Raw genomic sequence first — 13,647 nt, forward strand, 5'->3', positions numbered from 1 at the left:
TACCGTGTGGTGGGGGATGGAGTGTGACGTACCGTCCGTCCTGGTGCCCGGAAACTTCCGCCATTCACCCGGCAGGACGACAGCTTCCCGGGTGTGCCGCTCCCGGATGGCCGTATGCGGCCCCGGGTGGTGCGAGCCGGTCCGTTCGAGCGAGCGGGAACTCCCGTGCGTTGTTATGCATGGGGGACGGTGACCATGATGCGCGGGAGGCGGCGGGATGGGGCAGGGGACACGACGGGCCCGGCTGGGGCGGGGCGGGCGCTCGCGGGCCGTGCTCGCCGTGGCGGCGGCCGTGTTGGGGGGCGTGCTGGGTGTCGCCGGCTGCGACGCCGTCGGCGGTGACGCGTCCGCTCCGTCCGCCGGTCCGGCAAAGAAGGCCGCGCCGTCCCCGTCGCCCACCCCCGTCTGGGACACCGGTCCCGCCTCCGTGGCCGCCGTGGGCGATTCCATCACCCGCGGTTTCGACGCGTGCGCGGTGCTGGCGGACTGCCCCGAGGTGTCGTGGGCCACGGGCAGCAGTGAGCAGGTCGACAGTCTCGCGGTGCGGCTGCTGGGGCCGGCCGGGGCGGCCGAGCGGAGCTGGAACTACGCGGTCACCGGGGCGCGGATGGCGGACCTGCCGGGTCAGATGGCCCGGGCGGTGCGGCGCGAGCCGCAGCTGGTGGCGGTGATGGCCGGGGCCAACGACGCCTGCCGGGCGACCACGTCGGCGATGACGCCGGTGGCCGACTTCCGCGCGGACTTCGAGGACGCGATGCACACCCTGCGCAAGGCGCTGCCCGAGGCCCAGGTGTACGTGGCGAGCGTGCCGGACCTCATGCGGCTGTGGTCGCAGGGCCGGACCAGCGAGCTGGGCAAGCAGGTGTGGCAGCTCGGCATCTGCCCGTCGATGCTGGCCGACCCGGATGTGCTGGACGCGGCGGCGACGGAGCGGCGCGAGACGGTGCGGAGCCGGGTGGAGGAGTACAACGAGGTGCTGGAGGAGGTCTGCGCCGCGGACCTCCGGTGCCGGTTCGACGGCGGCGCGGTGTACGAGTACGAGTTCGGCGCCGCGCAGTTGAGCCGCTGGGACTGGTTCCACCCGAGCATCGACGGTCAGGCGAGACTGGCGGAGATCGCCTACCGCACGGTCACGGCGAAGCAGCCGTGACTTATCGTTCCGAACATGAACGAACTCTTCGGCACACTTCCCGACGGCACCCCGGTGCACCGCTGGACTCTGGAACGGGCCGGCACCCGGGTGCGGGTGCTGTCGTACGGCGGGATCGTGCAGGCCGTGGAGGTGCCGGACCGGGAGGGGCGGTCCGGGAACGTGGTGCTGGGCTTCCCCGGCCTGACCGGCTACGTCGCTCGTCCGGAGCCCTACCTGGGCGCCCTGATCGGGCGCTACGCCAACCGCATCGCGGGCGCCCGCTTCCCGCTGGACGGACGCGTCCACACGCTCGCCCCGAACGACGGGCCGAACTCGCTGCACGGCGGTGAGCGGGGCTTCGACAAGCGGGTGTGGGACGTGACGCCCGTACCGCACGGGCTGCGTCTCGACCGGGTCTCCGCGGACGGCGAGGAGGGCTTCCCGGGCCGTCTGGAGATGGCGGTGACGTACACGCTGGACGAGCGGGGCGCGCTGGGGATCGTGTACGAGGCGGTCACGGACGCGCCGACGATCCTGAACCCGACGAACCACTCGTACTGGAACCTGACCGGCTCCGAGCCCGGCTCGGCCTCCGCTGCCGGCAGTGCGGCCGGGCACGAACTGCGGTGCGCCGCCTCCCGGTTCACCCCGGTCGACGCGGAGCTGATACCGACCGGCGAGCTCCGGGACGTCACCGGCACCCGTTTCGACTTCCGCGAGGGGCGCGGGACGGGCCCCGGGTACGACCACAATCTCGTGCTCGACAAGGGGGTGACGCCGGCGCCGGTGGAGGTGGCCGAGCTGTACGCCCCGTCGTCCGGGCGGGTGCTGACGGTGGCGACCACCGAGCCCGGGATGCAGCTCTACACCGCCGACCTCATCGGGGAGCCCTTCGTTCCCGGGGCCGGCGTCGCGCTGGAGACCCAGCACTTCCCCGACTCCCCGAACCGGCCCGACTTCCCGAGCACGGTGCTGCGGCCGGGCGAGGCGTTCCGCTCGGAGACGGTGTACGGCTTCTCCACGCGGTAGGTCCGGATCCGCGGCGGCGTACGTGAGCCCCGGTCCGGGGTCAGGGTCCCGGACCGGGGCTGCTCGTACGAGGACTACCCCGACCGGCGGGTGATACCCCGCGTCAGACGTTAATCGTCGCGGTGACCCAGCGGCCCGTGATCGAGCACTCGGCCCGGAATGCGTACGAACCCTTCACAAAGGGACACGGCGTGATCACTTCGCACCGGCCCCTGACAGCACGCTGAGCAGTTCGGTGTCGGCCTCGGTGGGCGTCGGCCTCAGTGCGCCGGCGCCACGGGCTCGTCGGCGCCGCCCTCGTCGGCGCCGCCCTCGTCGGCGCCGCCCTCGTCGGCGCCGCCCTCGTCGGCGCCGTCCCCGGCGGTGCCGCCCTCGGCGGTCTCCTCGCCGAGCAGGTCCCGGGCCATGAGGGTGGCGCCGGCGACCGCGCCCGGCATCAGGAACACCGCGACGAACGGGACGAGGAAGGCCAGCCCGAGCGGCGTCCCGAAGCCCCAGACCAGGGTCTTGCGAGCCCTCAGCAGGGCCAGCCGCTCCCGCAGTTCGACCTCGCGCCGCTGGAGGGCCACCGCCGTCAGCTCCTCGGTGAGGAAGAACCCGGTGACCATGAAGCCGATCACCGGTACGGCGGTCTGCCCGAGGAAGGGGACGAACCCGAGGGCGAAGAGCAGCACCGCCCAGAGCAGGGCGCGTACGACGATGCGGAGGCTGTCCCGGCCGGAGATCCACAGCTCCCGCCCCAGCGGCAGCCCGGACTCGGGGGCGGTGCCGTCGGGCGAGACGTCCCGGTCGACCTTCTCGGAGAGGCTCTCGTAGAAGGGCTGGCCGATGAGGAGCGTCACCGCGGTGAAGGTGATGACGGACAGCAGCAGTCCGAGCGCGAACAGGACGACGGTGAGGAACCCGCGGAACAGGCCGAGCCAGGGGCTCGACCAGTCGTCGGCGAACGGTGTCGCCCAGCCGACGAAACCGGCTCCCCACAGGGCCAGCGCCACCAGTGCCGCCGCGTACAGCACCAGCGTGATCAGTCCCGGCAGCAGACCGAAGCCGTACTGCTTGCCGTGCCGGGCCACCCAGCGCTGGCCCTTCAGGAGATACCGGAAACCCACCCCAAGATCGCGCATGGGGGCACTATAGGTGCCCTTCGACGGCGTGTCGTGGGCCGGCCGCCGTCAGAGCCTGACGATCATCTTCCCGGTGTTGTCGCCGCGCAGCACTCCGAGGAACGCCTCGAGGTTGTTCTCGATGCCCTCGACGACGGTCTCCCGGTGCTTGAGCTCGCCGGAGCGCACCCAGGCCCCGACCTCCTGGACGAACTGCGGCTGGAGGTCGTTGTGGTCGTTGACCAGGAAGCCCTCGATGCGGCCGCGGGTCTGGATGAGCCGGGCGAGGTTCTTCGGGCCGGGCGCGGGCTCGGTGTTGTTGTAGACGGAGATCGCTCCGCAGATCGCGATCCGGCCGCCCCGGTTGAGCGATCCGATCGCCGCCTCCAGGTGGTCGCCGCCCACGTTGTCGAAGTAGACGTCGATCCCGTCCGGGGCGGCGGCGCGCAGCTGCTCGCTCACGGGGCCGTTCCGGTAGTTGAAGGCGGCGTCGAAGCCGTACTCCTCGACGAGCAGCTTGACCTTCTCGTCGGATCCGGCGGAGCCGACGACCCGGGAGGCGCCCTTGAGCTTGGCGATCTGCCCGACCTGGCTGCCGACGGCGCCCGCGGCGCCGGAGACGAAGACGGAGTCGCCCTCCTTGAAGGCCGCGGTGCGCAGCAGGCCCGCGTAGGCGGTGAGCCCGGTCATCCCCAGCACACCCAGGTAGGCCGAGAGCGGCGCGGCGTCGGGGTCCACCTTGACGGCGTTCTCCGCGGCCACGACGGCATACTCGCGCCAGCCGAAGAAGTGCAGGACGTGGTCGCCGACGGCGATCCCCTCGGCCTCCGAGGCGACGACCTCGCCGACGGCGCCGCCCTGCATGGCCTTGCCCAGCTCGTAGGGCGCCACGTAGGACTTGGCGGACGACATCCTTCCCCGCATGTACGGGTCGACGGAGAGGTACCTGTTCCGCACCAGCACCCGGCCCGGACCGGGCGCCGGGATCTCGGTCTCGACCAGGGCGAAGTCCTCGGGCTTCGGCCATCCGACGGGCCGGCTGAGCAGCTGCCACTCGCGGCCGGTGGCGGGGAGCGTGGGGGTGTCGGACATGGGGTGGGGCCTCCTCGAAATGTTTCAGTACCTGAAACAACCATGCCGCTGAATATTTCAGGATGTCAAGCATGTGGGTACTCTGGGGGCATGTCCGCCGCATCCGGTTCCCCCAGCCGCCCCGACGCCCTGACCCTGGAGGTCGTCGAACTCATCGGCTCGGTCGTGGCCCGCTACCACGAGGAGTACGAGCAGGCGGCGGCCGGGCACGCGCTCACCGGCGCGCAGGCCCGGCTGCTGAGCCTGCTCTCCCTGGAGCCCCTGCCGATGCGGAAGCTCGCCCACCGCCTGAAGTGCGAGCCGTCGAACGTCACCGGGATCGTCGACCGCCTGGAGTCGCGCGGGCTGGCGGAGCGCCGCCCGGACCCCGCCGACCGCCGGGTGAAGCTGGCGGCGGCGACGGCGGAGGGGCGCAGGGTGGCCCGCAGCATGCGGGAGTCGCTGCGCTTCGCCCGCGAGCCCCTGGCGGCCCTCACGGAGCAGGAACGCCTGGCCCTGCGGGACACGCTGCGGACGATGCTGGAGGCCGGCCGGGACGCCGGCGCCTCCGAGGCGCCGGGTGCGCCCGGGGCGTAGCCGGCGGCCGCACCGGCTTCGGGCCCGCGCCCGTCAGGTGCACCACCACAGGAAGCGGTCGCAGGTCTCCGAGGGTTCGGGTTCCGGTTCCGGTTCGGCCTCCGCGGTGGTCGGGGCGGGCTCCGGGGCGTCCGGCTGCGGCGGGGACTGCCGCGGCGGCGCCGTGGTCGGGGCGGCCGGTCCCGTGCCCGCGGGCGCCGGCCGGGTGGCCTCCTCGGGCTCCCCGCCTGCTTCCGCCCCGGTCTCCGTCCCCTCCTCAGCCTCCGCTTCCGCCTCCGCCGACTCCTCGCCCGTCGGCGACTCCGAGGCCGACGGTGAGCCGGAGGCGCTGGGGGACGGGGAGTCCCCGGGCGTGCCCGCGCCCGGGACGCCGCCGGACGGCGGCGCCGACTCGGCCTGCGCCGATCCGCCGTGCGGCGTCTCGTCCCCGGCCACCGCCGGCTCGGGCTTCGATCCCGACCCGTCCGTTCCCAGCCCCGCGAGGCTCAACGCGCCCGCGGCCAGGACGAGTCCGGCCGCGATCAGCACCGCGCTGCGCCGTCGCCTGCGGTACGCCGCGGCCTTGCGGTCCCGTCGGCTCTCCCCCGCCCCGGGCCCCTCGGCGTCCGCCTCCGGACTCGCGGGGTCGTCGGTGTCGGCATCGGGTCCGTCGCCGGGGTCGGCGGCCGACCGCCGCGCACCTTCGGCGGGTTCCGGCTCCGCGGGCGGCTCCGGTTCCGGTTCTGATTCCGGCTCCGGTACGTCCTCCTCGTACGCCGCCGGCGGGGCGGCGGAGGCTTCCGGGCGGGCGCGGAGGGTCTCGACAGGGGTGCCGCACCCCGGGCAGGCGAGGGCGCCGTTGAGGTGCCGTCGGCACGGGTGGCAATAGTCCATGACGGGGGAAGACTAGGTTCCGCTCGCGTCCGGTCGATAGGGCGAGGTGTGAAGGTTTGGTAGGGACCTTTGCCCAATGGTTTCGAAAGCGCAGAAACCGTTGTGCGCGCGACCCATTGACACCCCCGCCACCCCGTCCTTACTGTCACGCCACCATTTCGAACGCGTGTCGAAATATCGAACACCCATCAACGAAACCGACGACACTGGCGAGAACAGGGTCCACAACGCAGCGAGGGGCAACCGCCGTGCGTATCACCGGAATCAGCACACACGTGGTCGGGACTCCGTGGCGCAACCTGACGTACGTCCAGGTGCACACCGACGAGGGGCTCACGGGGATCGGCGAGACCCGGATGCTGGGTCACACCGACGCCCTGCTGGGCTACTTGAGGGAGGCGGAGGCCAACCACATCCTCGGCAGCGACCCCTTCGCCGTGGAGGACCTGGTCCGCCGCATGAAGTACGGCGACTTCGGCCGCGCCGGCGAGATCGTGATGTCCGGCATCGCCGTCGTCGAGATGGCCTGCTGGGACATCAAGGGCAAGGCCCTCGGCGTGCCCGTGTGGCAGCTGCTCGGCGGAAAGGTGACCGACAGGGTCAAGGCCTACGCCAACGGCTGGTACACCACCGAGCGCACCCCGGAGGCGTACCACAAGGCGGCGCAGGCGGTGGTGGAGCGCGGCTACCGGGCCCTGAAGATCGACCCGTTCGGCACCGGTCACTTCGAACTCGACCACCGGCAGAGCCTGTACGCGGTCTCCCTGATCGAGGCGGTGCGCGACGCCATCGGTCCCGAGACCGAGCTGATGCTGGAGATGCACGGCCGCTTCTCCCCCGCCACCGCCGTCCGTCTCGCCAGGGAACTCGCCCCGTTCGACCCGGCCTGGCTGGAGGAGCCGGTGCCGCCGGAGAACCTCAAGGCGCTGGAGAAGGTCGCCGCCAAGGTCGACATCCCGCTCGCCACGGGTGAACGCATCCACGACCGCATCGAGTTCCGTGAGCTGTTCGAGAGCCAGGCCGTCGACATCCTCCAGCCGGACGTCGGCCACATCGGCGGCATCTGGGAGACGCGCAAGCTCGCGGCGACCGCCGAGACGCACTACATGCTGGTCGCGCCGCACAACGTCGGCGGTCCGGTGCTCACCGCCGCCTCCCTCCAGGTCGGTTTCACCTCGCCGAACTTCAAGGTCCTGGAGCACTTCAACGACTTCGCGGACGCGGAGATCAAGAAGGTCGTCAAGGGCGCCCCGCAGGTGGACCCCCAGGACGGCTGCTTCCACCTCTCCGACGCCCCCGGGCTCGGGGTGGAGCTGGACGTCGACGCGGCGGCCGAGTTCCCGCAGCAGCAGGCCCGGTTCGACCTGTGGGCCGAGGGCTGGGAGCAGCGCAGGCCCAAGGGCACGAAGTGACCGCGCACCCGGGCGGGCCCGCCGCGGCCGCCCCCGCAGCCGCCGGCTCGCTCGCCGTCGTCGTCGAGGGCCCCGGCGCGCACCGCCTCGTCGCGCACGAGCCGCGCGAACCCGGCCCCGGCGAGGCGCTGGTCGGCGTGCACGCGACCGGCATCTGCGGCAGCGACCGCGAGGTGTACCAGGGCAACCGGCCCGAGGGGTACGTGCGGTACCCGCTCACCCCGGGCCACGAGTGGTCCGGGACCGTGCTGCGGGTGGGCGCGGGGGTGCCGGCCTCGCTCACCGGCCGCAAGGTCGTCGGGGAGGGCTTCCGCAACTGCCAGGTGTGCGACCGCTGTCACGCCGGTGAGACGACGCTGTGCTCGGCGGGGTACGAGGAGACCGGGTTCACCCGGCCCGGGGCGATGGCCGCCACGCTGACCCTCCCGGCCCGCCTGCTGCACGTCCTGCCGGACGAGGCCGACCTCACCGCGGCGGCGCTGCTGGAGCCGGCGGCCTGTATCGCCGCCGCCGCGCTCAAGGCGAACGCCGTGCCCGGTGAGCGGGTCGCCGTGGTCGGTACGGGCACCCTCGGCATGTTCGCGGTGCAGTTCCTGCGCGCGCACTCCCCGGCCGCACTGCTCGTCGTCGGCAGCCGGGGCGACCGTGAGGCGCTGTCCCGGCGGTACGGCGCCACCGACTTCCGCACGAAGGACCGGGAACTCCCGGACGACTTCGACGTGGTGATCGAGACCGCCGGGTCCGCCGACGCGGCCCGCACGGCGGCCGCGCTGCTGAGGCGCGGCGGGCGGCTCGTCCTGACGGGCATCCCGGCTCCGGGTGCGGACGGTCTGGACCCGACGGACCTGGTGGTACGGCAGCTGGAGGTGCACACCGTCTTCGGGGCGGCGCCGGACGCCTGGGCGCACACGGTGCGGGTGTTCGCCGCCGGGCTGCTCGATCCGCTGCCCCTGGTCACCCACGAACTGCCGCTGGCCGAGTTCTCCCGGGCCATCGAGCTGGTGGGGTCGGGCGACCCCGCGGTGGGCAAGGTCCTGCTGCGCCCGTGAGCCCGACAGCCGCCGGGGACGGGCCGGGCGAGGGGGCGACCTGACGGCCCCTCACCCGGCCCGCCCCTCCTCCGCCCCTCTCGTCCCTCCCTCCCCTCCCTCCCTTCCCTCCCCTCCCTCCCTTCCCTTCCTCCCACCCTTGTCGTCCTCCTCGTCCCTCCCCTCGTCACCGCAGAAACCCGCCCCACCCCGGGCCGCGAACCTCGTCCGGCCTACCGAACAAAAGGACATCTTGTGACCGACGCTTCCGCCAAGGCACCCCGCAGGCCGGGTGAGCAGGCGCTCACCGCGCTCGGCCTCGGCGCCCCCGCCCCCGACCCCGCCGACGCCTCGCCGCACTCCTTCCCGGGCGGGGGCCGCTGGCGCACCGAGGTCCCCTCCTGCGAGGGACCCGAGGCGCTGGCGGTGGTCCTGAAGGAGGCCTCCCGGCTGGACGTGCCGATCCACCGGATCAGCCAGGGCAGCGGCGTGTGGATGCTGACCGACGCCGAACTCACCGAGATGGTCGACGCCACCGCCGAACGGGGCATCGAGCTCTGCCTGTTCACCGGTCCGCGCGGCACCTGGGACATCGGCGGCTCCACCCGTACCGACTCGCAGGGCGCCGGACTGCGCGCCCGGGGCCACGACGCGGTCGCCGGGTGCGTCGAGGACGCCGTCCGGGCAACGGAGGCGGGCGTCAAGTGCCTGCTCGTCGCCGACGAGGGCGTGCTGTGGACGCTGCACCGGGCGCGGGCGGCCGGCATCATCCCGGCCGACACCACGCTGAAGGTCTCGGCACTCGTCGGGCCGGTGAACCCGGCCTCGTACGCGGTGTACGAGCAGCTCGGCGCCGACTCGATCAACGTGCCGAGCGACCTGACGCTCGATCACCTCACCGAGATACGGCGAGTTTCGGCCACTCCGATGGACATGTACATCGAGGCCCCCGACGACCTCGGCGGCTATGTGCGGATGTACGAGGTCGCGGAGCTGATCCGGCGCGGCGCGCCGCTGTACCTGAAGTTCGGCCTGGCCAAGGCCCCCGGGATCTATCCGTACGGGCACCACATGCGGGAACTCACCCTGGCCACCGCGAAGGAGCGGGTGCGGCGCGGCCGGCTCGCCCTGGATCTGCTCGCCCGTCACGGCGCGGACGGCGACATGGCGCCCCTCGGTTCGCGGCTTCCGGGCGCTCTGCGCCGGTTTGACGCCCCGTCATAACGTTCCGGAAACTCGACTTCACAGAAGTAGACACAGTCGCGCACAATCCCACACACCCCTTTCTCGGTTCTCGTCAGACACCCTGCCCCGGAAGCGACGTCGCACCTCTGTACCGGCCCGCACGTCACCGCCCCGGCACACACCTCAAGGATGATGATCATGCGTAACCGCAGAGCCGCCCTCGCCGCCGTGGCCACCGCCGCCTCGCTCGCCCTCACCCTGTCCGCCTGCGGCCAGAACAGCGAGGGCGGCAGCGAGGAGGACAAGGGAGGATCCGAGGGGGCGACCATCGGCATCGCGATGCCGACCAAGTCCTCCGAGCGCTGGATCGCCGACGGCAAAAACGTCGAGAAGGACCTGCAGTCCAAGGGCTACAAGACCAAGCTGGTCTACGGCGAGGACGACCCGGACCAGCAGGTCGCGCAGGTCGAGAACCTGATCACGCAGGGCGTGAAGGCGCTGATCGTCGCGGCCATCGACAACAAGTCGCTGAACAACGTGCTGCAGCAGGCCAAGGACGCCGACATCCCGGTGATCTCCTACGACCGCCTGATCCTCGGCACCGAGAACGTCGGCTACTACGCCTCGTTCGACAACGAGAAGGTGGGCGAGCTCCAGGGCACCTACATCCTGGACAAGCTCGGCCTGAAGGACGGCAGCGAGAAGGGGCCGTTCAACATCGAGCTGTTCGCCGGCTCCAACGACGACAACAACACCCGCTACTTCTTCCAGGGCGCGATGAACGTCCTGAAGCCGTACATCGACAAGAAGCAGCTCGTCGTCCGCTCCGGCCAGACCGAACTCAACCAGGTCACCACCCTGCGCTGGGACGGCGGCACCGCCCAGAAGCGCATGGACGACATCCTGACCTCGTCCTACAAGAGCGGGCGGGTCGACGCGGTCCTCTCCCCCTACGACGGCATCTCCATCGGCATCCTGTCCGCCCTGAAGTCGGACGACTACGGCTCCAAGAGCAAGCCGCTGCCGATCGTCACCGGCCAGGACGCCGAGGTCGCCTCGGTGAAGTCGATCATCGCCGACCAGCAGTCGATGACCGTCTACAAGGACACCCGCGAGCTGGCCAAGGTCGCCACCAACATGGTCGACGCGCTGCTCAACGACAAGGAGCCCGAGGTCAACGACACCAAGACCTACGACAACGGGGCGAAGGTCGTGCCGGCCTACCTGCTGGAGCCGGTCGCCGTGGACAAGGAGAACTACCGGGAGGTCGTCGTCGACTCCGGCTACATCAAGGAGAGCGACCTCAAGTAACCGCCGCCACCGACCGATCCACCACTGACTGGAAGGCACGACCATGGCGGGACCCGTCCTGGAAATGCGCTCGATCGTCAAGACCTTTCCCGGCGTCAAGGCGCTGTCGGACGTCACACTGACCGTCCGGCGGGGCGAGGTCCACGCCATCTGCGGCGAGAACGGCGCCGGCAAGTCGACCCTGATGAAGGTCCTCTCCGGCGTCCACCCGCACGGCAGTTACGAAGGGGAGATCCTCTTCGAGGGGGAGACCTGCCGGTTCAAGGACATCAGGGCCAGCGAGCAGCGCGGTATCGTCATCATCCACCAGGAACTGGCCCTGGTGCCCTACCTCTCCCTCGCGGAGAACATCTTCCTCGGCAACGAGCACGCCCGGCACGGCCGCATCGACTGGCACGAGACGCTGCGGCACGCCACCGAACTGCTGCGCCGGGTCGGGCTCGAGGACCACCCCGAGACCCGGGTCGCCGACATCGGCGTGGGCAAGCAGCAGTTGGTGGAGATCGCCAAGGCGTTGTCGAAGGAGGTGAAGCTGCTCATCCTCGACGAGCCGACCGCGGCGCTCAACGACGAGGACAGCGGCAAACTGCTCGACCTGATACTCCAGTTGAAGGAACAGGGCATCACCTCGATCATCATCTCCCACAAGCTGAACGAGATCCGCAAGGTCGCCGACTCGGTGACGATCCTGCGGGACGGGCAGACCATCGAGACGCTCGACGTGAAGGCGGCCGGGACCACCGAGGACCGGATCATCAGCGGCATGGTCGGCCGCGACCTGGAACACCGCTTCCCCGAGCGGACCCCGCACCACCCGGAGGAGGGCACGGCCCCGGCGCTCGAGATCCGCAACTGGACCGTGCACCACCCCATCGACCAGCAGCGCAAGGTCGTCGACGACGTCTCCCTGGAGGTCCGGCGCGGCGAGATCGTCGGCATCGCCGGTCTGATGGGCGCCGGCCGCACCGAGCTGGCGATGAGCGTCTTCGGCCGCACCTACGGCCGGCACGCGGCCGGCACGGTCCTCCGGGACGGCCGGGAGGTCCGGACGAAGACCGTCCCCGAGGCGGTACGCCACGGCATCGCGTACGTCACCGAGGACCGCAAGCACTACGGCCTGAACCTCATCGACACCATCAACCGCAACATCTCGCTCAGCGCGCTGGGCAAGGTCGCCCGGCGGGGCGTCGTGGACGAACACGAGGAACGCCAGGTGGCCGAGGGTTTCCGCACGTCCATGAACATCAAGGCGCCGACCGTCTTCGAACCGGTGGGCAAGCTGTCCGGCGGCAACCAGCAGAAGGTCGTCCTCAGCAAGTGGATCTTCGCGGGGCCCGAGGTGCTGATCCTGGACGAACCGACCCGCGGCATCGACGTCGGCGCCAAGTACGAGATCTACACGGTCATCGACCGGCTGGCCGCCCAGGGCAAGGCGGTCGTCTTCATCTCCTCCGAGCTGCCCGAACTGCTCGGCATGTGCGACCGCATCTACACGATGGCCGCGGGACGGCTGACCGGGGAGTTCTCACGGGCCGAGGCCTCCCAGGAATCGCTGATGCGCCGCATGACGAAGGACAGGCAGGACGCGCGGGACGCACGGGACACACGGGACACGCAGGGCGAGAAGAACCAGAAGGACGAAGAGGTAACCCAATGAGCACGGATGTCACCGACAAGACCCCGGCCGCCGCGCCGCCGGGCAGGAACGGGGCGGGCACCGGTGACGGCCTGCTCCGGCTGATGCTGGACGGCATGCGCCGCAACATGCGCCAGTACGGCATGCTGTTCGCCCTCGGCCTGATCGTGGCGCTGTTCGCGGTGTGGACCGACGGTGACCTGATCCTGCCGCGCAACGTGTCCAACCTGGTGCTGCAGAACAGCTACATCCTGATCCTCGCGATCGGCATGATGCTGGTCATCATCTCGGGCCACATCGACCTGTCGGTCGGCTCGCTGACGGCGTTCGTCGGGTCGATGGCCGCGGTGTTCATGGTCCGCAACGACATCCCCTGGCCGATGGCGGTGGTGCTGTGCCTGGCCGTGGGCGCCGTCGCGGGCGCCGTGCAGGGGTGGTTCATCGCGTACGGCGGCATACCGTCGTTCATCGTGACCCTGGCGGGCATGCTCACCTTCCGCGGTCTGACCGAGATCTTCCTGGAGGGCCAGACCCTCGGCCCGTTCCCGCGCGGACTGCAGAAGGTCGCCAACGGCTTCCTGCCCGAGGTCGGCCCGGAGACGAACTACCACAACCTCACCCTGCTGCTCGGCCTCGGACTGATCGCGCTCGTGGTGCTCCAGGAGGTCCGTGACCGGCGCCGCCAGCAGGAGTTCGCCCTCGACGTCCTGCCCGCCAAGCTGTTCCTGCTGAAGCTGGTGGCGCTCACCGCCGCCATCCTCACCGTCACGCTGCTGCTCGCCAGCTACAAGGGCGCCCCGATCGTGCTGCTGATCCTCGGCGCGCTGCTCGTCGGCTTCGGCTACGTGATGCGCAACGCCGTCATCGGCCGCCACATCTACGCCATCGGCGGCAACCTGCCGGCGGCCAAGCTGTCCGGCGTGCGGGACAAGAAGGTCACCTTCCTGGTCTTCCTGAACATGGGCATGCTCGCGGCCCTGGCGGGCCTGGTCTTCGCCGCCCGCTTCAACGCGGCCTCTCCCAAGGCCGGCCTCAACTTCGAACTCGAGGCGATCGCGGCCGCGTTCATCGGCGGCGCGTCGATGAGCGGCGGTGTCGGCACCGTGCTCGGCGCGATCATCGGCGGTCTGGTCCTGGGCGTGCTGAACAACGGTATGAACCTCGTCGGCATCGGCACCGACTGGCAGCAGGTCATCAAGGGCCTGGTGCTCCTGGCGGCGGTCGGCTTCGACGTGTGGAACAAGCGCAAGGTCGGTTCGTAGGTCGGCTC

Annotated in this window: 12 protein-coding genes; 9 read left to right on the top strand and 3 right to left on the bottom strand. The window is 71.0% G+C overall.

What is annotated here, in order from left to right:
* Positions 1 to 217: 217 nt before the first annotated feature.
* Positions 218 to 1,150 carry an SGNH/GDSL hydrolase family protein gene (locus ACWEQO_RS03225; protein WP_452978320.1) on the top strand — a complete coding sequence of 311 codons (933 nt, stop codon included), beginning with the start codon at positions 218 to 220 and terminating at the stop codon, positions 1,148 to 1,150.
* A gap of 15 nt (positions 1,151 to 1,165) precedes the next feature.
* Positions 1,166 to 2,161: an aldose epimerase family protein gene (locus tag ACWEQO_RS03230; protein ID WP_452978323.1), complete on the top strand. Its 996-nt coding sequence runs from the start codon at positions 1,166 to 1,168 to the stop codon at positions 2,159 to 2,161.
* Between the two features lie 260 nt (positions 2,162 to 2,421).
* Here the strand turns inward: ACWEQO_RS03230 and ACWEQO_RS03235 are convergent, their stop codons facing one another.
* Together ACWEQO_RS03235 and ACWEQO_RS03240 are read right to left on the bottom strand one after the other, a co-directional pair.
* Positions 2,422 to 3,285 carry an EI24 domain-containing protein gene (locus tag ACWEQO_RS03235; RefSeq protein ID WP_452978326.1) on the bottom strand — a complete coding sequence of 288 codons (864 nt, stop codon included), beginning with the start codon at positions 3,283 to 3,285 and terminating at the stop codon, positions 2,422 to 2,424.
* Positions 3,286 to 3,333: 48 nt separating this feature from the next.
* The gene (locus tag ACWEQO_RS03240; RefSeq protein ID WP_452978329.1) at positions 3,334 to 4,356 is read right to left on the bottom strand and encodes an NADP-dependent oxidoreductase; all 1,023 of its coding nucleotides are present in this window, start codon (positions 4,354 to 4,356) and stop codon (positions 3,334 to 3,336) included.
* A gap of 90 nt (positions 4,357 to 4,446) precedes the next feature.
* On the opposite strand from ACWEQO_RS03240, the gene ACWEQO_RS03245 reads away from it, so the two are divergent.
* On the top strand, positions 4,447 to 4,932 hold the full coding sequence (locus tag ACWEQO_RS03245) for a MarR family winged helix-turn-helix transcriptional regulator (RefSeq protein WP_361448000.1): 486 nt from the start codon (positions 4,447 to 4,449) through the stop codon (positions 4,930 to 4,932).
* A 33-nt stretch (positions 4,933 to 4,965) separates the two neighbouring features.
* Here ACWEQO_RS03245 and ACWEQO_RS03250 read toward each other — a convergent pair whose 3' ends face one another.
* Entirely contained in the window at positions 4,966 to 5,805 is an 840-nt protein-coding gene (locus ACWEQO_RS03250; protein ID WP_452978333.1) for an SCO2400 family protein, read from the bottom strand.
* A gap of 248 nt (positions 5,806 to 6,053) precedes the next feature.
* On the opposite strand from ACWEQO_RS03250, the gene ACWEQO_RS03255 reads away from it, so the two are divergent.
* From ACWEQO_RS03255 to mmsB, 6 genes are all read left to right on the top strand, one after another.
* Positions 6,054 to 7,217, top strand: a complete 1,164-nt coding sequence (locus ACWEQO_RS03255; protein ID WP_361447994.1) for a mandelate racemase/muconate lactonizing enzyme family protein — start codon at positions 6,054 to 6,056, stop codon at positions 7,215 to 7,217.
* Positions 7,214 to 8,266 carry a zinc-dependent alcohol dehydrogenase gene (locus ACWEQO_RS03260; protein WP_361447991.1) on the top strand — a complete coding sequence of 351 codons (1,053 nt, stop codon included), beginning with the start codon at positions 7,214 to 7,216 and terminating at the stop codon, positions 8,264 to 8,266. Before ACWEQO_RS03255 ends, ACWEQO_RS03260 begins: the two co-directional genes overlap by 4 nt.
* 234 nt (positions 8,267 to 8,500) lie before the next feature.
* Positions 8,501 to 9,469 carry a hypothetical protein gene (locus ACWEQO_RS03265; protein WP_361447988.1) on the top strand — a complete coding sequence of 323 codons (969 nt, stop codon included), beginning with the start codon at positions 8,501 to 8,503 and terminating at the stop codon, positions 9,467 to 9,469.
* 159 nt (positions 9,470 to 9,628) lie between these two features.
* On the top strand, positions 9,629 to 10,741 hold the full coding sequence (gene chvE / locus ACWEQO_RS03270) for a multiple monosaccharide ABC transporter substrate-binding protein (RefSeq protein ID WP_452978337.1): 1,113 nt from the start codon (positions 9,629 to 9,631) through the stop codon (positions 10,739 to 10,741).
* A 43-nt stretch (positions 10,742 to 10,784) separates the two neighbouring features.
* Positions 10,785 to 12,398 carry a multiple monosaccharide ABC transporter ATP-binding protein gene (gene mmsA, locus ACWEQO_RS03275; RefSeq protein WP_452978339.1) on the top strand — a complete coding sequence of 538 codons (1,614 nt, stop codon included), beginning with the start codon at positions 10,785 to 10,787 and terminating at the stop codon, positions 12,396 to 12,398.
* On the top strand, positions 12,395 to 13,639 hold the full coding sequence (gene mmsB, locus ACWEQO_RS03280) for a multiple monosaccharide ABC transporter permease (protein WP_452978342.1): 1,245 nt from the start codon (positions 12,395 to 12,397) through the stop codon (positions 13,637 to 13,639). Before mmsA ends, mmsB begins: the two co-directional genes overlap by 4 nt.
* Positions 13,640 to 13,647 lie beyond the last annotated feature (8 nt).

It is taken from the genome of Streptomyces sp. NPDC004051, from assembly GCF_053604275.1.